The sequence below is a fragment of the Marinobacter sp. M5B genome, from assembly GCF_042604615.1.
Taxonomy (GTDB): domain Bacteria; phylum Pseudomonadota; class Gammaproteobacteria; order Pseudomonadales; family Oleiphilaceae; genus Marinobacter; species Marinobacter salarius.
This window is the reverse complement of record NZ_CP156894.1, coordinates 2,553,367-2,576,105: the sequence shown is the minus strand read 5'-3', so window position 1 is coordinate 2,576,105 and position 22,739 is coordinate 2,553,367. Positions and strand designations below refer to the sequence as shown.

Genomic DNA, 22,739 nt, shown 5'->3' with positions numbered 1-22,739 from the left:
CGCAACGGATTGCGCCAGTGAGTCTATTCCGATGTTTTTATGGGCAATGCCACGGAGGACGGGGTGTCTCCACCAAAGTAAACCCTGTTGGTGGCGACAAACGTATCCGAATCGCTGTATTCGTCTTTTCCGGTGTTGAGGTTCCGCGCCAGGCGTGGAAAGTTGCTGCTTGAAATGTGGAACTCGAGCCGGTGTCCTTTCCGGAAGCGATAGGCAATGGGCCTCATTTCCAGTTCAACCCGATAGATGCGGCCCGGTTCGACGGGGCTTGGGTTGTCGATACCGTTCCGGTAACGCAGGCGGACGACGCCATCCTGGAGGTTAAAGGCCCTGCCATCCGGGTACTGGTCGACCATTTTGACGGTGAAGTCTGTATCTGGCGCATTGGTTGACACATAAAGCACGACGTTGGCGTTGCCGACCAGTTCCAGGTCTTCCTCCAGTGGCTCGCTTGAATAGACCAGCACGTCCTGGCGTGATTTCAATGGCCTCTGGTCGAGCGGCCCGGGCTTGTCTTCCGGCCGGTAGGTGCAGCAGATCGGTCCACCCAGGGTGGGAACGGGGTCGAGTGGATCGTAGGTGAACTCGTCATACACCTCGCCGCTCTGTTCGGGGTTGTTGTTCAGGTCTGCCTCTTCCACCAGACGATCGTCCGGCATGAAATAGAAGCGTTGATCGCTGGTGGATGCGGGCGGCCACTGCTCGGAAGTATCCCATTCCCCGGAATGTATCGAGTAATACTCGAACGGGGGCGGCAGCGCCGTCGGTTTGTCTTTCAGCCAGTGATCAAACCAGTCGATGTAGGTTTGCCGGAAATCTTTGCCGGCGTAATCAAACGACATCTCACCAATGTTGACTTCCCCGGGCTTCAGTTTTCCGGCGCCGCAATGCACGCCTGGTGCGATCAGTACAGGCTGGGACTTCGCTCGGGGGTGGCGGGCGTTCTCTGCCATGTGTTCGGCCAGCTTGAAGGTGTTATGGGCCGTTTGGTCGAACCAGTCGTTGATATTCAGTGTGGCCACCGAGAACTCGTCGTTCGGGTGGGTGTAGCCTTCTTCGTCCCACCAGTTGTCCGTTAAGGGGTGGCGAATAATGTCATCGAAGCCGGTTTCGTAGGGAACGATCTTGTCTGCAATCCCGGAAACGGGCAGGTGGGTCATATAGGTACGCATTCGCTCTTCGTAATCGTCGGGGCGTGGCGTTACCTTGAAATCCTTTGCGCCCTCAGCGGTGAACCACCCTAATGAAGAAGCCAGGTTCAACACGCCGTTTTCGAACACGCCAAAATAGCCAAACGTGTCCTTGACCTTGCCGGCGGCACCGCCGGCGCCGGACGCAATCATGGCGATGTGATTCGGGTGGTTGGCCGCGGCAAGTATGATCTGGCTTTCACCCAGGTAGGAGCATCCAAATGTTCCGATTTTGCCGGTTGACCAGGGCTGTTCAACCAACCATTCGATGGTGTCGTAGCCGTCTTGCTTTGCAGTCCAGTAGGGGCTCTTGTAACGACCCTCTGAGTAAAATCGGCCACGGACATGTTGTACGATCACGGCGTAGTTGTGCCTGACGAAGTGCCGGACGGTGCTGAATTCGATGCCGCCATAGGTGGTGCGAATGTATATAACCGGATGGCGTTTGTTTCCAAGCGGCCGGTATACGTCTGTTGCAAGCTTCACACCGTCGCGCATGGGAACCATGACATTGCGGGCCCGTTGCATGTTTTCGCGCATGGGCATGGTGACATCGCCCAGCCACAGCTTTACGTCGTCTGCGCGATAGCCGAGCACGGCAAGGATGGCGATCAGGATCAGCGAACTGGTGATCAGGACGAATTTCATTCCGGTTTCAGGGTCTTCAAGTGATCCAGTTGTTTATTGGCCCAGTCTGTAATGGTGCCGATCAGGCGTTGTCGGTGCACTTCGATGGAGAAGATGTGCTTGGCATTGGGCCAGAAGACTTCCTCGATAATGGGTTCAAGGCCTTTGATGTCCATGGCAGAGGCGAACTGGCCAAGCTTGTTGTAGTGGTAGAGGGTTTGGCTGGTAAACACGGCGAACACCCGGCCATCTTTTTCCACCAGGCTCTCGAAGCAACGGTCCATATCGTCTTCATTGGGCTCATCCCGCAAGTCCATGGGGGAGCTAAGCAGCGAGTGTTCACCGCTGGTGTTCTGTTTCAGCCTGCGGGAGACAATTTTATGGATATTCAACCACTTGTTAGGGTTTGTCAGCTTCCGGAGCAGTTCTCGCTTCGCGAAACCTTCGTCCTGCCGGGACACCGGGTCCAGAAGGATAAGCCCCTTGATGGATGGGTCCTGGGCGCAGAGTTTGATGCCGTTGTCGGCACCTGAACACAAACCGAAGATCAGCAGGGGCCTGGAGCCATAGAGCTTTTCGAGGGATTTCTTCATGAATGACCAGTCGAGGGCCACTGATTCCCGGTTGGTCATGGTTTCGTGGGCTGGGGAGTCCCCCTTGCCAGACAGGTCCACCCGCAACGCGATATAACCCAGTTCCGCGAGTTGGCGGCCGAGCAGTACATTCAGCCGATAGGGCTCCGCCCGGTGGGACAGGCCGGCGTTCAGCAGCACCACAATGGGGCTGTTGAAGGTGTCTTCAGGCTCGGAGAGAACGCCAATGCCGTGCTGGTGTTCCCCATAGGTGAATATCCGTTCCTTGATCATGCGAATACCCTGTCCAGTAATGCTTCGAGTACCGGTTTCTGGGTGATTACGCCGTCGTGGTAATACGGCCAATCGTAGCTGAGGCCGGGATAGGCGCAGTTGCTTAGTCCTGAGCTTTTGCAGAATTCCGGATCGGTTGAGACGGTGAAGCACAGGTCGGGGTTGTTCAGGGTACTCTCGGGAATAGCCAGTTCGCGTATGCCGGTTACCAGCCCTGAGGGAAGGTCGAAGTTCCTGTACTCTATGTTTTCGAAGGGAACATTGTTCTCGCGTGCCGCTGACTGATGCCGCTTGCGCAGGATGGCATCGATCTCATTCAGCCACTCAACGTAGCGTTCTCCGGACAGCACTGGATCCCAGAAAAGGAATTCCTTTACGGATGCATGGTTAATTTGTGCCGCCAGTGTTGCACCAAACCGCACGCCCAATAACACCACATGGTTGGCACCGGAGACAGCGATGGCTTCATCAATCGCTTTTTGGATATCGGACAACCAGACTTCTATGGTTGCCTCCGACAACAGTCCCTGGGATTCTGCTGTTCCGTAGTAGTCGAAGCGAAACGCATGATTCCCGCGCTCGGAAATGGCCACGGACAATTCCGACAAGGCCCGGTAAGTGCGCCGGTACTCGTCAAAAAGCGGTGGGCACACAACCACGACTTTTTCTGCATTGGGGTCCGTCGCAGACGAATAGCAGCCGAACAGGCGGCTGTTATCAAAGAAAAAAGGTTCTATCATTGCCCGTTACTTCCCGTCATGACTGAAACAGCTTCCTCCAGAACGGCTTCTTGGCGACCGGTGTTTTTGACTGGCTTGGTTCTGAGGGCACCTCATTGATAAGTCTTTCAAGGTCCGCAACAAGTCCGGCAAAGGTCTCCTTGAGCGACTGTACCGTCTCTGAATCAACAGAAGCCTCGTTGTAGTCAAACACGCCAATGAAACCAACAGGCTGGATCCGCACCCAGAACTCCACCGGGTATTCGGTGTTCAGCCGGGGCAGGTCCAGTTGCCTGAGCGCCAGGTCGGCAATGGAGGTTGGCCGGTTGCGGATGTCCTGAAAAGCAAAGCTGGCCTGGACAAACTCCGGAAACAGCTCCCTCTCGGCAGGCGTGTTACGGACGATATCAGCGTAGGTCACCGTCTGATGATCCAGTGTTTCCCTGAGTTGGTCGCCCAGGCTGGCAATGCGTTCCCGGAAGCTGGACGATGGCGCCTGAAGCAAACAGGGAATGGTGGTCACAAAGCTGCCTATCAGGTTGATCACGTCGGCGCGTTGACGGCCGGACGTGGGCACGCCAAGCACAATACGGTTGTCTTTGTGCGACCGGGAGATGGTCTCCGCGAACAGGCAGAACAGGATCTCGTGAAGTTTGAGCCCGAGTTCATTACCCACCTTTTCCACCATCGCCAGGCTTGCTTCCGGGAAGTTCAGGGTCTCCCGGGCACATTGGTTGGGTTTGGCGTCGTTCTCGTTCTCGCGGGCCCCGGATTCCAGGACGCCGGCAATCTTGGCCCTGTGGTAATCGACATCCTCTGTCGACGCACCTTTTTCAATTGACCACTCAGCGTAATCCCGGAACTCGAACGCCAGTTTGTTGGCCTTTTCCCGTTCCGTATTGCTTTGTACCAGATAGGTGTCCTCCAGTTCCTTGAGGAAGATATCAAACGACCAGCCATCGAAGACCAGTTGATGTGGCACGAACACGTAGTGGTAGCGGGCATCGCCCAGCACAAACAGCGTGGAGCGGAACAGCGGCCGGTCGAGCACCTTGAAGGGTTTGAACGCCAGGTCCCGTGAGCGTTTCAGCGCCGTTTGCTCGGGGTTATCCTCGCCGGTTAGGTCCACAACATCGAGTACGGGGACCTGCTTCACTGGCAGGATGCCTTGCTGGTAGCGGCTATCCACCTGGGTAATGACCGTTCGCAGCGCAGTCTGGCGCTCGAAAACCTTGATCAGGCTACGGGTGAACGTATCAATATCAAGGTTGCCTTCGAGGAACCAGGACGCGGGCAGGTTGTTACACACGTTGTCCGGGTAGGACAGCTGCCGCAGCAGCAGCCGGGTCTGTTCATGGCTCAGCAAGCGCCGCTGGGCCGTGGGCAGATCCGCCGGTGAGTCTTCGTGCCCAGCGGAGGCCGGCGTGCTGTGGGAGACTTTCTCGGCGATTTCACTCAGGCTGAGCCCTACGATGTCTTCCGGGGTCAGTTTGATGCCGGTCTGGCTCTCTATCCTGCGGATGGCCTGCAGCGCGAGCAATGAGTGCCCGCCCAGGCTGAAGAAGTTATCCTCGCGTACAATCCGGGACTTGGAATTGAGTACGTCCGACCAGACATCGGCAATCATCTCTTCGGTCTGGTTTGCCAAGGCGGAGGCCTTGAGAATACTGGACTCTCGAAGTTCCGGTTTGGGCAGGCGCCGCCGGTCCATCTTGCCGCTAGGGCTCAGGGGGATGCTATCGATGGCAATGATGTATTGGGGGATCATGTACGCTGGCAGCAGTTTTCGAAGTTCCTTGCGGATGCTCACCACATTGGGCTCGTCTCCGGATTCCGAAACCACACAGCCAACGATGCGTGCGTCGCCCGGTGCCAGTTCCCAGACATACGCGCAGGCGGATTTAATGTCAGCGCAGGCGGCGAGGGCGGACTCAATATCACCCAATTCAATGCGGTAGCCGCGAACCTTCACCTGATCGTCCATGCGGCCCAGATGCTGAAGGTTGCCATCGGGAGTCCATTTCGCCAGATCTCCGGTGGCATACAGCCTGCCGTGGAGGGGATGGTCAATGTACTTCTCTGAGGTGAGATCGGGCCGATTGTGGTAGCCCGTTGCCAGCCCAAGGCCGCCGATGTACAGCTCGCCAGGGCAGGACAGGGGCACCGGATTGCGTTCCCGGTCAAGAATGTGCACCTGGGTATTGTGGATAGGTTTGCCGATGGAGATCAGTTTGTCGGTCAGGCGCAATGGGTGGCAAGTGGACCAGACGGTGGTTTCCGTCGGACCATACATATTCCACAGTTCGTCCAGGCACCCGAGCAGATCCCGCACCAGATCCTGGGGCAGTGGTTCCCCGCCACAGAGCCCCTTCATCCTGACCCCATCCTGCCGCCAGTCCGTATCCAGCAGCATGCGCCAGGTTGCCGGGGTTGCCTGCATGATTGATATCTGGTGATCGAGAATCAGCCGGCGCAGTTTTTCACCGTCCTTTACGCTGTCCTTGTCGGCGATCACGGTTGTGGCGCCCTGAGTCAGGGGTAACAAAAGCTCCAGGAAGGAGATGTCGAAGGAGAAGGTGGTGACCGCCAGAAGCCGGTCATTGGCTGTGCAACCGGGTTTGTCCGACATGCTCTCAAGAAAGTTAATCAGAGCCCGGTGAGGAACCAGCACGCCCTTGGGTTTTCCGGTGGAGCCGGAGGTGTAGATAATATAGGCCGTTTGCTCCGGGTCGATTCTTACCGGTGGCACGGGGGACGCTTCGGCTGACGCCGGTTCAATTGCCTCATTGATATCGACTTTGAGGAGGTTCACGCCGGCGATGGCCGCAGGCGTCTGTGAGTCGACGATGACAGCGGAAGCTTCCGAGTCCTCAATCATGTACTGCAATCGAGCCTCCGGAAAGTCCGGGTCCAGGGGCAGGTAAATCGCACCCAGCTTGAGGATGCCGACAATAGCGGCCAGGGCAGCGTCCGAGCGCTCGACACAGACCGCCACCGTATTGCCGGCCGCAATACCTTGGTTGGCAAGGCTGGCGGCCACGGCATTACTGCGTTCATCGAGCTGCTGGTAGGTCCAGCTACGGTCACCGAACGCGCATGCGAAGGCATCGGGCGTGGCTGAGACATGGTGCTGCAGGGCGTCGATGACCGTTCCATGGGGCATGTCGCGCTGGGTGTCGTTGGCGCGCTGAACCACGTTCGGTTCCTGTTCCGCGAGGGCAATGCTACCCACGGCAATCTCAACATCCGCCGTGGCGGTCGCCAGTATCCTTTCCAGGGCCTCAAGCCAGGACACGATGGTGGCCTCGCTGAACAATGCCGTGGAGTAAGTGGCTTCGATGGTGAGGCTGTCGGACGACGGCAGGATGTTCAGGAACATCTCGAAGTTCTCCGCTGCGCGGGGCACGGTCCGGACTTTGCCTTCTATATCGCCGAACTGGATGGACTCCAGGGGCTGATCGATGTTGAAAATGGTATTGATCAGCGGAACACGGGTGCGGTCGACGTTGATCGCTTCTATGAGCTTGCCGAACGTGAAGTTTGAATGCTCGGAGGCATTGAGCACTTCGGACTTGACCTGTTTGCACAGCTCAGAAAACCGCGTGTCCGGGGTCAGTTGGGCCCGGATTGGCAGCAGGTGAACCATGTGGCCAACCTGCTTCAGTCGGTTCTGTGTGGCCTGGCCTGCAACGGGGAGGCCCACCACGATGTCGTCGCTGGATGTCAGGCGATGCAGCAGCACAAAATAGCTCGCCAACACCATGTTCACCATGCTGACTTTCATAGCGGCCGCTGCCTTGGGCAGGCGTTTGGCAAGCTCCGGGTCTATCCGGTAATCCAGCCGCGTCGCCTCAAAGGTTCGAAAATGGGGCCGCGGGTAATCCAGGGGCAGGTCCAGGTTTGGCGGTACTTCGGCAAAACGATCGATCCAGTAGTCGTTGTCGATGTTGCTGATTTCTTTGGAATCCACCATTTCCGCGTAATCGAAGAAGGAGATATCCGCTCCGCTGTCGTCCGATTGCGTGCGTTGACTGCCATAGGATTCGGCCAGTTCGGTCAGCATCAGTCCGATTGACCAGCCGTCACAGACAATATGATGGGCGGCCAGCACCAGTTCGTGGGTGTTGCTGTCGAGCTTCATCAGCCATGCGAACAGGAGAGGGCCTTCCTCCAGATTCATGGGGGAGATGGCGATGTTCTTCCAGAGATCTCTAATGGCAGCTTCCTGTTCGCTCGGAGTGCCGCCACTGAGGTCTTCCACCTCCAGTTGGAATGTGGAGGTGTCGTGCAGGCAGATTTCCGTGCCGTTCCTGGAGAACGTTGCCCTCAGAATATCGTGCTTTGCGATAAGGTCATCAAAACACTGGCGGAGCAGATTGACATCAAGGTTGCCGGAAAGCTTAACGGATACGGCCTCGTTAAAGGCGGTGTTGGCAACGTCGCTAAACTGGGCAGAGGCGATGATTTCCCTTTGCGGCCCTGTTGCGGGAGCAACCCGCAACAGTTCACCACCGGCGAACGGATTGAAGCTGGCGGAACTCATGGGCGGCCCACCTCCACATATGCGCCTTTATTGTCTGGGTCTTCAATGAAGTAAGCGGGCTCTCCTTTCTCATTTTTTCCCAGCCTGGCACCTGCGGGAATGCTGCTGTTGCCACTCAGATACTTCTTGGCCGCCACTTGGTCGCCCTCGAGCAGGCCGTTGACGATGAGGTTCGCCAGGGCCGACTTGAACGCCTGCAGTATTTTCTTCACATCTTCGGTGGAGTGCTGGGTTGTCAGGAAGTTTGGACGGTACTGCTGGATGTGGATGCCGTCGAGCGTCATCGACAGGAACAACAGGTGCCCCCAATGAGACGTCGGGGGAATGGAAATGTAGAACAGCGAGGCAAACTCCTCGAAGCAGACATTGGACTTCAGTTGCTCGATGAAGGCCTTGGCTTCCCTGGCCATGGCGGTGGTTTTTTCTTCCAGCGCCGGGTAAATCGAATCGCCGTCTTCCTTGATCTTGGTAAGTACCGCTTTGGCAACTGCCAGGGCCAGCGGGTGCCGCACAAAGGTTCCGGCGAAGAAGGTCACACCCTGCTCGGGGATGGAATCATCGCCAAACTCCCAATAGCCCCCGTCCATCGCGTCCAGGTACTTGGCTTTGCCGGCGATAATGCCGATGGGATAGCCGCCGCCGACGACCTTGCCGTAGGTCATCATGTCCGCATCAACATCGAAGCGTTTGCGAATACCGCCGGGGCCAACGCGGAAGCCGGTTACTACCTCATCGAGAATCAGCGCGACGCCGTTTTCTTCCGTAATCCTGCGAATTTCCTGGATGTATTCCTTGCTGTGGAACTGGGGCTTCCTGCTTTGCACCGGTTCCACCAGTACAGCGGCGATCTCGTCACCCAGTTTTCGGATCTCATCCAGGCTGCTCTGCTCGCCCCAGGGCAGGAGTATCATGTTTGAGGTTGCTTCCCTGGGCACTCCTGGTGCGGCGGGAAGAGCCTTGTGGTCTTTACCGACCCGCATGACCACTTCATCGTGAATGCCGTGGTAGGAGCCTTCGAACGCCACGACCTTGGTGCGCCCGGTGACCGTGCGGGCAACCCGGAGAGCGCCCACGTTTGCCTCAGAGCCTGTACAGGCAAAGGTGCATCGCTCATTACCGGTAAGTTCACAGAAGAGTTCAGCGACTTCTCCCGCCAAAGGGGATTGCGGACCGGTTTCCACGCCGCGGTCAATCTGGGCCTTGGCAGCGTTGGAAATGAATTCCGGTGAGTGCCCGAACAGAATCGGGCCGAAGCCGTTGGAGGTATCAATAAGCTCGTTGCCGTCGATATCCCAGAGTTTCGATCCTTTCGACTCCACCGTGACAATCGGGAAAATGACTTCTTTCCAGCCCGGATTGAAGCCGGAAACACTTCTCGGATCGGCCAGGTGTTTCCTGTGCTTCTGCGTGTAGCTCTTGGACCCTGCGTATTTTTCCTGGTATTTCGTCATCAACCGGTCAATCCATTCCCGCTGTGCGGAGGTGACTTCGGTATTGGTTTTCTCCCGTGTGATACGAGTGCCAGGGGTGTGGGCCGGTTTACTGAGTGTGTCGTCGGCGCTCTCGTTGGCGCTTGCCCGTTCCTTGTTTGCAGCGGCAGCGGGCGCTGGCGTGGATGCGGCTGCCTGTTGGGTTTGCGGAACACTCTGCGCCGTTGAAGCCCCCTGTCGCCCAAGGGCCTGAAGTTGCATCTGCATAATCTGCAACTGCGCATTCACGATATCCTGTATATGGCCACCGGAAGTGGGCATTGCAGTGCTGAAATCAACACCGGAGGGCATGGACATTTGGCTGCCATCAGCAGGCTGAGGCTGACCAGCTGCCTCCTGAGACGGTGGTGCGGCCTGGGTTACGACCTCGGGCTCAACCTGGGAGGCAATGAACTCCGAGATCAGTTCCAGGGAGGTGTATTCTTCCACAAGATGTCTGAACGTGATCCCGAGTTTAAACTGCCGCTCCAATGCAGTCGCAACCTGGGTGAGCAACAACGAATCCAGACCAACCTCACTAAAGTGTGAGGCCGGGTCTGCGTCGCCCAGTTCATACCCCGAGACGTCTTCAATGATGGCCATGACATCGGCGCGGATTTTTTCGGAATGCTGTTTTGAGTACATTTTAACGTCCTGTGTAACCGGGGTTGCCGGATTAGCCAGATGAGACAGTTGCGAAGCTGCCGCCGTTGAAGGGGCGACGCTGTTGGTCATGTTTGCGGGGTCGTTGTTGACCGGGCCGAGCCAGAACGAGTCGTCCGAGAACGCGTAGCCCGGGAGCCGTTCCTTGCAAACCCACAGCCCCTCAAAGTAACGGTTCCAGTCCAGGGCGTACCCATCGACCCAGAGCTGGCCAATACTGCGGTAAATGTCATTTTCCGCGTTCTCGTCGGTGCCCTTGTTGGTGAGAGCGGGATAGGCGTGAATACCTTCAAGCTCCCGGTGGCTATTCGCCAGGTTGACCAGGGTGTTGCCGGGCCCGACTTCCAGGAGACTGATTCGTTCGCCATCGTTTTCATGACGGAGGCTGAGAGCCTGTAACGAGCTGGAAAACAGCACCGGGTTCCTGAGCTGTTGCGACCAGTACCGGGGCGACATCGCCTCCTCATCCGTCAGCAGTGCGCCCGTCATGGTTGAATAGATAGGGATGGAGGGCGCCTGCCGTTGAATCGTGGATACGAATGCTTCGAACTCGGGAACAATGGGGTCCATCATCGACGAGTGGAACGCATGGCTGGTCTGCAGGATAGTGCTGGCGATCTTCCGCTCGGACAATTCGGCGGAGATCGCCTTGATGGCCTCCTGCTCACCCGAGAGCACCATAAGGCCAGGCGCATTCACCGCAGCCACCTCAGCCCGCTGGCCAACGAGTTCTTCGATGTCATCCGGGTTTGACCGCACAATGAGCATTTTTCCGGCCGGCATGCTTTGCATGAGGGCGCCCCGGGTGGCAACCAGAGCCACGGCGTCCTCAAAACTGAAGATGCCTGCAAGGGCAGCGGCGGCGAATTCGCCAATGCTGTGCCCGATCAGAAACGAGGGCGCAACGCCATGCTCTTTCAGGTAGTTTGCCAGTCCGAATTCGAGCAGGAACAGGGCCGGTTGCACGAAGGAAGTCTGGTTGAGCAGATTGTCATCGGCGTTCTGGTCGCCTTCGGCGAACAGGGTGCCGCGTATGTCCACCCCACTGGTTTTCAGTACGATCTTGCAACCGCGATCAAAGGTCTCCCGATAAGAGCTGGAGTTCTCATACAGCCACTTGCCCATATGTCTGGCTTGGGTACCCTGGCCAGAGAACATAAAACCGACACTCTGGTTGGGGTTGTTACCAGCCTGGCCCTTGGCGAAGGACACACCCTGGCCGAGATTCTCCATGGTGGAGGGCAGGTCACCGCCGAACACGATCGCCCGATGATCGAAGTGCTTGCGACCATGGATCGAGGTATGGGACACATTCGGCAGCAGGGCATCCTTCCGGTTGCTGAAGTAGTCGCAATACCGGGCGATCTGTCGCTCCAGTGAGGGCTTGCTCTTGGCCGATAGCAGTATCGGGAAACGGCGCTCTGGAGTGATCTCTTTAGGCAGCTCGGGCGCCTTTCCGGGAACGTATTCCTCCAGGATGACGTGGGCATTGGTACCGCCCACACCAAGAGAGGTAACTGCCGCCCGGCGGGGGGAGGGCAACTTCCAGGCCTCCACTGCCGTATTGACGTAAAAATGGGACTTCTCCAGTTCCAGCTTCGGGTTTGCGGTCTGGAAAAACAATGTGGGCGGTATCTTGTTGTCACGGACGGCCAGAGTGGATTTAATCAGGCTAGCCAGGCCGGCGGCATGGATGGCGTGCCCGATGTTGGATTTAACAGAACCGATCGCGCAGGTTTTCTCCCGGGTATTCTCTGAGGAATAACAGCGCCTCAGTGACAACACTTCAATGGGGTCGCCCAGGGGCGTCGCAGTGCCGTGGGTTTCAATGAAACCCACGGAGGAAGGTTCGATGGCAGCGCGGGCAAGGGCATCCTTATAAACAGCGACTTGGCCGGCCACACTGGGTGCGGTGAAGCTGGCCTTCTGTTCGCCGTCATTATTTACTGCATAGCCTTTGATGACGGCGTAGATAGTGTCGCCATCCCGTTCCGCCAGGTCTCGACGTTTCAGGACGATGGCGCCGGCACCGTCGTTGAACGTGGTTCCCGTGGCGTCCTGGTCGAAAGGCCTGCAATGGCCGTCTTTCGAGAGCATGCTGCCTTCCTGGTAGGCGTACCCGCGCTTCACTGGCGTCGAGATGGACACACCTGCGGCGATGGCTTGCTCACATTGGCCGTTGTCGATCGCTTCACAGGCCTGTGCCACTGCGACGAGTCCCGTGGAACACGCCGTAAAGACGTTGATGCTTGGGCCCTTCAGGTTCAGCTTATAGGAGATGCGGGTGCTCAGCAGGTCGGGCTCGTTGGCGAGACCACAGTTGAGAACACCGTAGCTATCAATAATCTCCTTATTTGGCAGAACATACTGCTGGTAATAACGAGCCCAGTTCATACCAGCGAACACGCCGGTGCGATATTGGGCATCGCCCGGAGGAATGCCAGCGTCCTCAAGGGCGTGCCAGCTCAGTTCCAGGAGAATACGCTGCTGCGGATCCATCACCCGGGCTTCTATCGGTGAGATACCAAAGAACTTGGCGTCGAAGCGGTCGTAACCCTCGACAATACCCTTGGCTTTTACATACGCAGGATTGGAGCGTTCTTCTGCACTGACGTCGGGGCTCAGTTCGTCATCGGTAAAAAAACTGACGGTTTCCTTGCCCGCAAGTAGGTTCTGCCAGTATTCATCCAGATTGTTGGCGCCGGGAAAGCGGCAGGCCATGCCAATGATGGCAAACTCGTTGTTGTTCCTGTCGCCGCGCCGTGCCGATGCTTCAATGTCGTCAGCACTGGAACGGGTTGCAAAGAAATTCGCTTGCTGCTGGATCGTCGGGTGCTCGAACACAAACGTGGCACTGAGCTCAACCTCAAAGGTGCGTTCCAGCAGGGTTGCGAGTTTCAGGGCTTCTAGTGAGGTGCCGCCGGCATCCATGAAGTTGTCGGTATCTTCGACCGGGCGGTTCAGTATGGTGTTCCAGCTTTCCTGGATGCGGTCTTTGGTGACTCTGGAGGCCTGTGGGGCGTCTTTTGGAGCCGTAGCGTATGGGTCCGGAAGGCAGGCTTCATCCAGTTTGCCGTTCTTGTTCTTCGGCAATTCGGACACCTGGACAATAAAGTGGGGAATCATGTAAGCCGGGACAACCTCAGCCAACGCCTGGCGGACGGATTGTGTGCTGAAGCCCGATTCCGACACCAGGTAGGCGGCGAGTCGCTTCTGTCCTTGTGGTCCAATTCGAACAACGACCCGAGCCTCTGTGACGAACTCAAGGTTGTTCAATTGGTACTCGATTTCGCCTGGCTCGATGCGGTGCCCGTCGATTTTAACCTGCTTATCTATTCTGCCTAAATAATCGTAGCTACCATCGTCGTTGAGTTGCGCCAGATCGCCTGTCCTGTAGCCGGTTCGCGACCGGCCGTCACTGGCTTTCACCTGAATGAACTTCTCAGCGGTCAATGCCGGCCTGTTGAGGTAACCCAGTGCGAGGCCATCGCCGAAGGCAATGAGTTCACCGGTCTGATCTGGACCCTCAAGAATGTTCAGCTCTGAATCGACAAGAGCACATTGGGTACCGGGAATGGGAAACCCAATAGGAATTCGCTTGATATCTTCCGGCAGCGGCCTGGGTATCGGGAATACGGTGGTAAACGTTGTATTCTCGGTGGGCCCATAGCCGTTGAGCAGGGCAGTGTTGGGCAGGTGTTCGAGTGCTTTCCTCACATGTGGCACTGAAAGCGCTTCGCCTCCTGTCAATAACTGTTTAACAGGCTTGAGGTAGTCAGGGTATTCGGCGATGAACGTGTTAAACAGCGAGGCAGTAAGCCATAGAGTGCTGACATCACGCTCCAGGATAACGTCCCGGATGCAATTGGGTGTCAGTACGCCGGTCTCTGGGTGTAGTACGCAGGTGCCACCATTGAGTAGGGGGCCCCAGAGTTCCAACGTGGAAGCATCGAAACTCAGGGCTGATAACTGAAGGAACGTCTGCTCTGGTGAAAATGATATGAAATCGGTGCTGGTGACCAGCCGAAGTATTGCGCGGTCGGGTACCACCACACCTTTGGGCTCTCCGGTCGAGCCGGAGGTAAACATGACATAGGCTGGCCTCTCGCTGTTTTCAGGGATATCCGGTATTTCCACGTTACTTTGCGGGGAATTACGGGTATTTATCCATGAAATATCAAGGTGATTAAGTAAATCAGATCCAGGAGCATTAATTCCAAACTTTGCAGATACAGCTTCAGTGATGAAATGTTGACGTTCTTTTGGGTAATTAGCGTCAATAAATACGTAATGAGCGCCACAAAAAAGTATACCCAATAAGTTGGCGCATAAGTCGGGGTGTCTTTCTGACGGAAGTATGACCGAAGAGCCTTCTTCTACACCTGCTCTTGCCAACTCGCTGGCAATCGCCCGGGCTTTGTCGAATAATTCAGAATAAGTGAGCTCTCTCCAGGTCTGATTGTCTTGCCAGGTAACAGCAGTGTGACCGGGGTAGTTCTGAGAAACTTCGATAAAACGGGAGACGACGGTTTGTTGACTACTGCTGGCGGTCATGACAAAACATCCTGTTTGACAATCGTACCTATAATATCCTGTGAAGGTGCGAGGCAGTTTTTGATAGCCTTTAGACGTAAAAGTCCGAAGCTTTCTTTTTTGCTTCCCTTCAACGTAAAAAATATAGCAGTCTTTGTTTACTATTGAAACGTAATTCGAAGCAGGTTTCAGATCCCCTTCCAACTCATACTTCGGCAGGTATTAATGACCAGGGAAATACGTTCACTAGCAACCCTCAAGCGTTGGTTAAGGCCATTGAAACTGTGGTTGAAAAGCTTGGTTGAGGTCAAATCCAGTATTTTGCTTTCTCGGGACGTTGCGTGGAGTGTTTCATCAAACTCCAGAGTCTTGGAGCCAGCTCCGGAGATAGTGAAGGTCAATGGCAGGCGTTCAGAGTTGCCTGTGTCACCTGCCGAGCTGCAGCGGAGAACCTGTCAGGGTAATGATCTGTATGGGGTTGTTGTCGGTAGGCGACTTGTGTCCTGGGGCTGGGTTGCCGGTTCAGGGACCCGTGTTAGTGTTGTGCACAACCTTTACCTGCGTGTGCCCGAGGGGGCATTCTACATTTGGGATTGTGCCACAGAGCCCGCATTCAGAGGGCAGGGCTATTTTCAGGCATTGCTGGATGGAATTCTCAGAGCGCATCGTGATACCGCCACCGAGGCGCTGGTCACTGTCGATACCGGCAACAGAGCTTCCAGAAAGGCACTGGTCAAGGCTGGTTTCAAACATAGGTTCAACTATATCAGTGTTCGAGTCATGGGGTCGGTACTGTTTAGTATTGCGTTTAAAGGACGGCAAGTAACTCGGGCGCAACCTCAGTTCGACGGATTGAACCTGCAAACTCCCAATAACTAGTTCGGCTTGAATTTGGATGAAAGTGCCTGTTTTAACAGTCTCCTTTAGTTAGTGCTTGCAGCTTTTTTATCTATGGAATATGGTAAATTTGTTATTAAGAAAATGAGCAGGGATGTTGCGATGAGCTTATTTGATCTCGCCGGGCAAAGCCGTGTTGAAACCATTCCTTTTCCGACTGACCAGGATGGATTGCTTCCTTATATTGTTCGCCGTCAGCCGCTGTTGTTAAGTGGAGTTCGGGAATCGCTGCCTTTTACTCGGGATTGGAACTACGAATTTTTTAAAGATACCTTTAAAACGATTCGCATACAGCGAAAATCCGAAGACGGTATGTACCATTATCTTGGCTTTGAACGCGTCCCTATGACGGAATTCGATGCGATAATGCGCACAAACGGGAACGGATATGCGCAGGAACCACTAAGAGGGCGTGGCGTTTCGGAAGAACTCCCGGATGGCGTGTCCGTTTCTTTGCCGGCGTTCGTGCCGGAATCCTGCTTGAGGGTGTCTAATTTGTACATCGGGTCTGGCGGGAACACCTCGTTGCTGCACTATGATGAAACCCACAGCCTCCTGATGATGCTGGAGGGGCGCAAGCGGTTCATTCTGTTCCCGCCAGATCAAAGTGATTGCATGTACCCATACAGCCCGTTCAATATACGAGCGTTGCTGGAGAACCGGGTGGTGGACAGCAAGATTGATTGCCAGAAGCTGGACCTGGAAGCGTTTCCAAAATTAGGAAACGCAAAAGGCATTACCGGCTGGCTGGAGGAAGGGCAGGCGCTCTTTATTCCTGCCGGAACCTGGCATTTTATCGAAGCGGAAGGCTACAACGTGTCGGTTAACTATTTTTGGTTGCAGAACCGAGCCAGGGATTGGTTGCAACAACCTCTGCTTAATTTCTGGCTCAAACGGCGCGCTATCGATGTGTTGGACCAGCTTCGCAAGGTGAAACACAAGTTGTCTGCAGCCTAGCCCCCAGGAAACACCAATATTGTGGAATTAAGAGTTATCAGAACGGAGGAAGCGTTCGACCGGATAAAGCCACAATGGGATGAGTTTCTGTCGACACTGGACCCCGTCCCATTGCCGTTAACTCACGCCTGGCTCCTTGCCTGGTGGCACGCCTTTTCAGAAAACATGCAACTGGAGTTTAGATGTGCGTACAAGGATGGTGCGCTGGTTGGAGTTGCCCCTCTTGTAAGGACAAGCGAGCGATACAGGGGGGTTCCGGTGACGCTCCTGAAGTTGGCCGCCAATGGCCACACTCCTTATTGCTCCGTTATTGTTGACTCAAGGCTTGACGACCTGGATCGCGTAGAAGTATTCGCCACCCTGACTGGAGTCACTGGCACCGAAATTGGCGTCTTCTTCAAAATCCACCAGAATAGTGAGCTAAAACGTTTCCTGCTCGATCGATCTATATCCGGGCATGAAAGAGTTGGCGAGAAACCGAGCATGCACACGCCGGTTATCCGTGTCGACAGATCTTGGGAGGATTTTTACAGCTCCCGTCCCAGGAAATTAAAGAAAAGTCTCAATCACAAGTTGAATCGGTTTAAAAAGAATCCCGACTTTTCGATCAGTGAAGAAGCCATTACAGCCACAGACCAACCGATCGTGACAGACTTGGTTGAAGTCTCTGCTAACAGCTGGAAGTCGTCTGTTGGCAACGATCTAAAGTCCCACCATCGCAGCCGTCAATTTTTGTTCAACCTGATCGAATCCTTTGGGCCTTCAGGGCTGTTAACAGCATGGATAATTCGCGACAGCGACAGACCGGTCGCCTTTGAGCTCCACCTGAATTGCGACAACGTCGTTTATCCCATCCGCGCAGATTTTGATGAAGCTTATAACTTCTACTCTCCTGGTTCCGTTCTTGAATACACCGCTCTGAAGCGCTTGTTCCAAAGAGGTGACGTAGAGCAGTACTATACGTGCGCAGACGATTATTGGTATCTGAGCAACTGGACGTCGGTTTATCAGGTTTTTTGTACCGTTGAGGTGTTTGGCGATAGCTGGAAATTACGTTGGCTGTATTGGCTTGAATATTCAGTTATACCGATTGTGAAGCGATTACTAAGAAAGCGCGGGAAAAAAGCACGACCCACTTAACGGAATAAACGGGAGGTTGAACCGATGCGGACCGTGGTTATTGTCAGTCCTGATAAACCTGATATTTATTTCGCCAATCAGCTCGCCAAAATGCTGAATGTAGTGGGTATTGTTGTTGAGAATCAAACACCGGAAAGAGACTCGTCGTCGTTGGTCAGAAAGGCGATGAAGTACGCCTCGACGCCCGTTCAATTCTTTCAGAAAGTTCTGGATGTATTGGACAGGCGCTTTATTGAGCCACGCCAACCGTATAACGATACCGAAAACTCTCTGGACTTCGGCGAAGAGGGCCGTGTTCTCTTGGTTGGAGAGGGGGTGGAGGTATTGCACACGCAGGGTGTGAATGCTATCAATGACCCTAAATACCAAACTTGGATTCGAAACCTGTATCCGGACGTTATTGCGGTTTGCGGAGCTTCTATTCTAAAAGCGGATACGTTGTCGATTTCGAAGTATGGCGTTCTAAATCTTCATGGAGGTCTCTCTCAGTTCTACCGAGGGTTGTTCACCACGGAATGGGCGATACACAACCGGGAGCCTGAGTGCGTGGGCGCTACCGTGCACTTCGTTGCGGAGGGCGTGGACGATGGTGACGTGATCTATCAGGGACGTCCAGACATCGAAGAGGGGGACCATCCGAACAGCCTGTGCGAGAAAGTGGCAAGGCTGGGAGTGCAGATGATGGTTCGCGCTGTGTCGGATATCGAGCAGTCGCGGTGCCAGGCAACCAAGCTGGATGCTAGGGGGCGCCTATATCTGAATAACATGTTTGACGTCAAGGTGAAGCGCGCAACTTGGCAGCGTATTAGAGGCGGCGTGATTTCAGATTACCTTGCCGATAAAGCAACCCGTGATCAGCGGATAACAGCCGCTCTGATCAACGAGTTCAGCGAAATGCGTGATTTGGAACAAGCGGCCGCTAGCGCTGAACACTCTCGAGAAACTGGCTGAATGCTATCCGTTGCTGGTCACAGTCCGCAATTTCTTCACCTTCACACCGCCCCGCTAGTGCCCAAAGTGCCCCCCGGCTGTCGCCGGTGATCTTGTTAAGAGAGCCGGTAATCTTCGCTTTGACCCGCGAATTGGTGAGGGTATCGCCAACATCAAACCAGGACCAAATAACGATCTGCTCGCCACTTTCCCGGCGCCTGACGATTGTTTCGTTTACGCTTTCCAAACCTGTTGAGTAATTTATATCTAATTGTTGATGTGACTGGGAAACGAGCTGCCAATCCTCGCGGTCAAAAAGTTCGTTGCCATAACCAATCAGCTCTTTGTCCTGGGTTTGCATGCGATACCCGATGATCTGAAGTTGCACCTGCTGAAGATTATCTGACACGTATACACCACTCAGATCGATGTCAGGCTTCTTGTAGTCTGGACGCCAGATGTTGGCGTGTTTGAGTGGACCTTGCCACCCCGGAATTGACTCGAATAATGATGGGCTCCACGAGCGAGCCACACGCTCAGTCTTTGCATGAAGTGCCAGAGGCACCAAGGCGGGCCATATTAATAGAGCAGATGCGATGACTGGCCAGGTAGGGGACGTCCGCTTCGGCGCTGGACTGTCTATAGGATTGGTGTTTCCATATTTTTCTGATGATGTGCCGTCCAGCTTCCCCGAGATATAGAAAAGAGGAACCAGGGTAAAGATAACAAACACCACCCAGCCGAAGAGTTCATGGTCTTCAACCAGCGAGGTTTCCATGTTGGTGTAATGGCCGGCCGCAATAATGCCAAAGACCCGAATCCAGTTGGCCAGCATCGACAGTAAGGCGGAGATGAGGACAAGCTGGACCGTGGCCATATATGAGCGGTAGTGGAGCTGCCCGTAGAAACTGGCGAGAAAGAGCGCAACCATAAGGTATCGCACACCGCTGCATCCGTCCTCGACCAGGAAGGTGCCCACTTCCAGCATGATGTAGAATTCCTTAATGGTGGCCTGTATCCCGGCCAACTGAAGGAAGATATTGTTGAAGAAAACGGTGATGTGCTGGAGCAGGGGAGACAGGTCATCCCAAACCGGTACCGCGAATATGAGCAGCATAATCGGGCCGCCGGCGGCTTTCAGGAATCCCTTTCCCCAAATGGACCAACCCCAGAAAATAACAAGCACGGGAACCAACAGCAGCCGAAACACCCGGATGTCCGCTGCCTGAGACAGCAGCAGGATGACACTGGCACCGGCCAGCAGGAATAAGGGCAGCGGAGAGGCATTGATGCGCAGTTTAGCCAGAGACTCCCTTCTCAGGTAAAGCAAAAACAGGGTGCCGGCCAGCACCAGGAATCCATGGTTGTAGATGATGGAGTCGTACCAGAGGCTAAAAAAGGTCTGCCATTCAGCCCAAAGCCCAAAGACGAGCAAAGGCACCGTTAGCAACCACAGGTACTGCCGGGAATATCCTGTAACCGTGTGCATAAGTTCCTTTTATCCCTGGCCACCAAATTTTTCCAGCACTTTCCTTGCTGCAGAATTTTTGCCTACGCTTCGATACGCCTCTGCCAGATGCAGTGCAATTTCTTCCGACTCCGGTTGTAGTTCATGGGCCTTTTCGAGAATGGGTACACTGGCTTCGTGATTACCGGCCTTGAGCATGATCCATCCGTAGGTGTCCGCGACTGCCGCGTTGCCAGGGCTAAGCTCGTAGGCTTGCTTCGCCAGATCGATTGCCCGCTTGTCCCCATTTTCGTGATAGATCCAGGCCAGGTTATTTAGCACCACAACGTTGCCGGGTGCGCTTTCAAGCAGGGTCTCATAATTCGACTTGGCGCTTTCATACTGGCCCTCGGATTGCTGCAGCAGCGCCAGCGTAAGAAGCAGCTGGTTACTGCCGGGATACGTTTTGCGGGCGGACTCAAGGAAAGAGAGTGCTTCCTGTGCCTTGCCGGATCGTTGCAGGTTTGTCGCGTATCCATTTGCGAGTTCGGCGCTGGGGCGCTTGTCGAGGGCGAGTTGGTAGAGTTCAGCCGCTTGCTGATACTCTTTTTGCCGTTCGAAGTAAGCGGCTTCCGTTACGTAGGGCGCAGAAGATTCCGGGTGTTGCTGCTTGGTTTCCTGAATAATTCTCCGCGCTTCGTCTTCCTCGCCTTCGTTGAAGGCTTGTTGAGCGGCTTGAAGAGCGATGTCCTGGTTGTCCGGGAACAGTGCGCGAGCCCGGTCAAGGAGAGCGGCCGCCCGGGCTGTTTCTCCCGAGCTCTGAAATGCGGTTGCTGCGCTGCTATAGATGCCTGCAACGAAGGGCGTTGCGGGTGATGGGGTCGATTGCTCGTTTCGCTCCAGCAGGGAGGCGGTTAAATCGTCCGCTTCCTGCTGATTGTTATCCATGAGGGCAACCTCTAGCAGAATCAGGCGAGGGCCGGTCGCTTCCGGATTCTCTTTGAGAATCTCCCGCATGAAACCTGTGGTTTCTTCGCGATCCAGAACGGTCGCCAGCCCCTGAAGCGCCTGGCGGCTATCCGGGGCGAGCCTGACTGCTGCCCGGAACTGCTTCTGCGCTTCCGCTTGATCGCTCTGAGTCAGCGCCAGTCTACCAAGAGCGATCAGCGGTGCTGGTGATTCTGGCGCTTTCTCCCTGGCCTTGTTGAAGTCTGTTTTAGCCGCGTCCACATTGCCTGCGGTGGCTGCGAGGCTTCCCCTGGTCATCAGGGCATTGATACTGTCAGGAGCTTCTTTAATCCACTGAGAGGCGGATTTTACGGCCTCGTCCATGTTGCCAGAGCGAGCCTGAGCCTCAACGATGACGCTGCGTGCCTGCTCCAACTCAGGGGCGCTTTCAAGAACCCGGGTTGCCTCGGCGATCGCCCGGTCATGTTCACCCCGCTGGTTGAGGTAGGTCGCATACCGTAGCCTCAGCTGGTGGTTGTCGGGGTTGCTTGCCAGGGCCTTGTCCATAAGCGTTTCGCCCGTTTTCAGGTCGCCGCTGGCAAGCGTGGCAATGGCCACCATGGCAAGCGTTTCCGGATCGGAGTCTTTGTCCTCCAGATTGGAGAGTATGGCCTGGGCGCCTTCTGGATTTCGCATTTGCAGCCGTGCGGCGGCCAGTAATTTGCTGGCGGTTTCTGAATTTCCCGCTTCTGCGATGGGTGCCAGCAGCTTTTCAGCATCCTCTACCCGGCCTTGCCTGAACCGGACAAGGCCGAGCATCAACGATGTCTGTTCATGGTTGGGAGCTTGCGCCAGGACTTCCTCCAGATAACGCGCGGCCTCATCGAGGTCACCCTGTTCCACTGCCGCCTGGGCGGCCATCAGGTTGCTCTTGATCGTACCGGGGGCGGACTTGGCCAGTATTTCTTCGTATACGAAAGCTTCTGACTGCTTCCCCTGGGCTCTAAGGACGCGAATAAGGGACGAAATCGTGGCGTATTTGCGCTGGGTCATTACATCGTACTGACCGATGTCTTCGAGGGCCCGGATATAGGCATCTTCCGCTTTTTGCCACTCTTCCTGAGAAGCGGCGAGCTCGGCCTTCCAGAGCCATAATTCACCATTCGCCTCATCGACCTCTTCCGCCTCGGTGACCAGTTTTCGGGCCTTCGATACGTCGCCGCCGGCGAACGCCGTTTTCGAAAGTCCTATCACCGATTCAACTTCCCCGGAGTCTATTTCCCGTGCTCTGTTGAACGCAGTGCGGGCTTTTTCAAGTTCATTGGATGCCAGGTAAATCTGGCCTTCCAGCAGTGCCGCCTGGGTTTCCACCGGTCGGTCCGGGGAGGTGATGTCATCGAGAGCCGCCAGGGCGTCTTCAAAATCTTCCTGAAGCAGATTGGCTTCTGCGAGGATCAGGCTGGCGCGGTTCTGAACCTTTGCATCGATCTGCTCTGCAGGGAGGCGCTCCAGGATCTGGTTAAGGTGCCGTTCGGCATTGGCCGCATCGCCTGCCTTGAGGAGATTATTGACGATCAGGAAATACGGTTCGATCTTTTCCGGTTGAAGCTCGATCGCGCTCCTGGCTTCCAGTGTGCTTGCCTTGAGTTCACCCTGACGCTGGAAAAAACGTGACTGGTCGATATGACTCAGGTACTGGATGTCGTCCTGGCTCATCTCATTGCTGTCGCCACAACCGGCGAGAGCGAATGAGATTGCGACTGAGAGGAGGGTGGCACGTACTGCTGAAACTGGCTTCATGGCCCTGGTC

Annotated in this window: 11 protein-coding genes; 4 read left to right on the top strand and 7 right to left on the bottom strand. The window is 55.3% G+C overall.

The features are described 5' to 3' along the window. Positions 1-23: 23 nt before the first annotated feature. From AAGD24_RS11645 to AAGD24_RS11625, 5 genes are read right to left on the bottom strand one after another with little or no spacing between them, the layout of a single operon-like run. Positions 24-1,838: a CocE/NonD family hydrolase gene (locus AAGD24_RS11645; protein WP_379865165.1), complete on the bottom strand. Its 1,815-nt coding sequence runs from the start codon at positions 1,836-1,838 to the stop codon at positions 24-26. Further along, the gene (locus tag AAGD24_RS11640) at positions 1,835-2,683 is read right to left on the bottom strand and encodes a serine aminopeptidase domain-containing protein (protein ID WP_379865163.1); all 849 of its coding nucleotides are present in this window, start codon (positions 2,681-2,683) and stop codon (positions 1,835-1,837) included. Before AAGD24_RS11640 ends, AAGD24_RS11645 begins: the two co-directional genes overlap by 4 nt. Continuing rightward, positions 2,680-3,423, bottom strand: a complete 744-nt coding sequence (locus AAGD24_RS11635) for a hypothetical protein (protein ID WP_273623450.1) — start codon at positions 3,421-3,423, stop codon at positions 2,680-2,682. The genes AAGD24_RS11640 and AAGD24_RS11635 overlap by 4 nt, the downstream gene beginning before the upstream one ends. A gap of 16 nt (positions 3,424-3,439) precedes the next feature. Next, the gene (locus AAGD24_RS11630; protein WP_379865162.1) at positions 3,440-7,945 is read right to left on the bottom strand and encodes an amino acid adenylation domain-containing protein; all 4,506 of its coding nucleotides are present in this window, start codon (positions 7,943-7,945) and stop codon (positions 3,440-3,442) included. Then, positions 7,942-14,631, bottom strand: coding sequence for an amino acid adenylation domain-containing protein (locus AAGD24_RS11625; protein WP_379865160.1), 6,690 nt, complete (start codon positions 14,629-14,631; stop codon positions 7,942-7,944). Before AAGD24_RS11625 ends, AAGD24_RS11630 begins: the two co-directional genes overlap by 4 nt. A gap of 255 nt (positions 14,632-14,886) precedes the next feature. On the opposite strand from AAGD24_RS11625, the gene AAGD24_RS11620 reads away from it, so the two are divergent. The 4 genes from AAGD24_RS11620 to AAGD24_RS11605 all read left to right on the top strand — a co-directional run bounded on the left by AAGD24_RS11620 (position 14,887) and on the right by AAGD24_RS11605 (position 18,555). Then, positions 14,887-15,489, top strand: coding sequence for a GNAT family N-acetyltransferase (locus tag AAGD24_RS11620; RefSeq protein ID WP_164732119.1), 603 nt, complete (start codon positions 14,887-14,889; stop codon positions 15,487-15,489). A 72-nt stretch (positions 15,490-15,561) separates the two neighbouring features. Continuing rightward, positions 15,562-16,464: a cupin-like domain-containing protein gene (locus AAGD24_RS11615; RefSeq protein ID WP_085680486.1), complete on the top strand. Its 903-nt coding sequence runs from the start codon at positions 15,562-15,564 to the stop codon at positions 16,462-16,464. 21 nt (positions 16,465-16,485) lie between these two features. After that, positions 16,486-17,604 (top strand): GNAT family N-acetyltransferase, encoded by a 1,119-nt coding sequence (locus AAGD24_RS11610; RefSeq protein ID WP_126812491.1) that lies wholly within the window; start codon positions 16,486-16,488, stop codon positions 17,602-17,604. A gap of 24 nt (positions 17,605-17,628) precedes the next feature. Beyond that, positions 17,629-18,555 (top strand): formyl transferase, encoded by a 927-nt coding sequence (locus AAGD24_RS11605; protein ID WP_126812492.1) that lies wholly within the window; start codon positions 17,629-17,631, stop codon positions 18,553-18,555. Here AAGD24_RS11605 and xrtA read toward each other — a convergent pair. Next, positions 18,524-20,023, bottom strand: a complete 1,500-nt coding sequence (gene xrtA / locus AAGD24_RS11600) for an exosortase A (RefSeq protein WP_379865157.1) — start codon at positions 20,021-20,023, stop codon at positions 18,524-18,526. The genes AAGD24_RS11605 and xrtA overlap by 32 nt on opposite strands. A 9-nt stretch (positions 20,024-20,032) precedes the next feature. Continuing rightward, entirely contained in the window at positions 20,033-22,729 is a 2,697-nt protein-coding gene (locus AAGD24_RS11595; protein WP_379865156.1) for a tetratricopeptide repeat protein, read from the bottom strand. Between the last annotated feature and the right edge of the window lie 10 nt (positions 22,730-22,739).

What these genes read in the sequence shown, in the direction of transcription:
- AAGD24_RS11645 (WP_379865165.1), bottom strand. Translation starts at nt 1,838, where the DNA reads ATGAAATTCGTCCTGATCACCAGTTCGCTGATCCTGATCGCCATCCTT.
- AAGD24_RS11640 (WP_379865163.1), bottom strand. Translation starts at nt 2,683, where the DNA reads ATGATCAAGGAACGGATATTCACCTATGGGGAACACCAGCACGGCATT.
- AAGD24_RS11635 (WP_273623450.1), bottom strand. Translation starts at nt 3,423, where the DNA reads ATGATAGAACCTTTTTTCTTTGATAACAGCCGCCTGTTCGGCTGCTAT.
- AAGD24_RS11630 (WP_379865162.1), bottom strand. Translation starts at nt 7,945, where the DNA reads ATGAGTTCCGCCAGCTTCAATCCGTTCGCCGGTGGTGAACTGTTGCGG.
- AAGD24_RS11625 (WP_379865160.1), bottom strand. Translation starts at nt 14,631, where the DNA reads ATGACCGCCAGCAGTAGTCAACAAACCGTCGTCTCCCGTTTTATCGAA.
- AAGD24_RS11615 (WP_085680486.1), top strand. Translation starts at nt 15,562, where the DNA reads ATGGAATATGGTAAATTTGTTATTAAGAAAATGAGCAGGGATGTTGCG.
- AAGD24_RS11605 (WP_126812492.1), top strand. Translation starts at nt 17,629, where the DNA reads ATGCGGACCGTGGTTATTGTCAGTCCTGATAAACCTGATATTTATTTC.
- xrtA (WP_379865157.1), bottom strand. Translation starts at nt 20,023, where the DNA reads ATGCACACGGTTACAGGATATTCCCGGCAGTACCTGTGGTTGCTAACG.
- AAGD24_RS11595 (WP_379865156.1), bottom strand. Translation starts at nt 22,729, where the DNA reads ATGAAGCCAGTTTCAGCAGTACGTGCCACCCTCCTCTCAGTCGCAATC.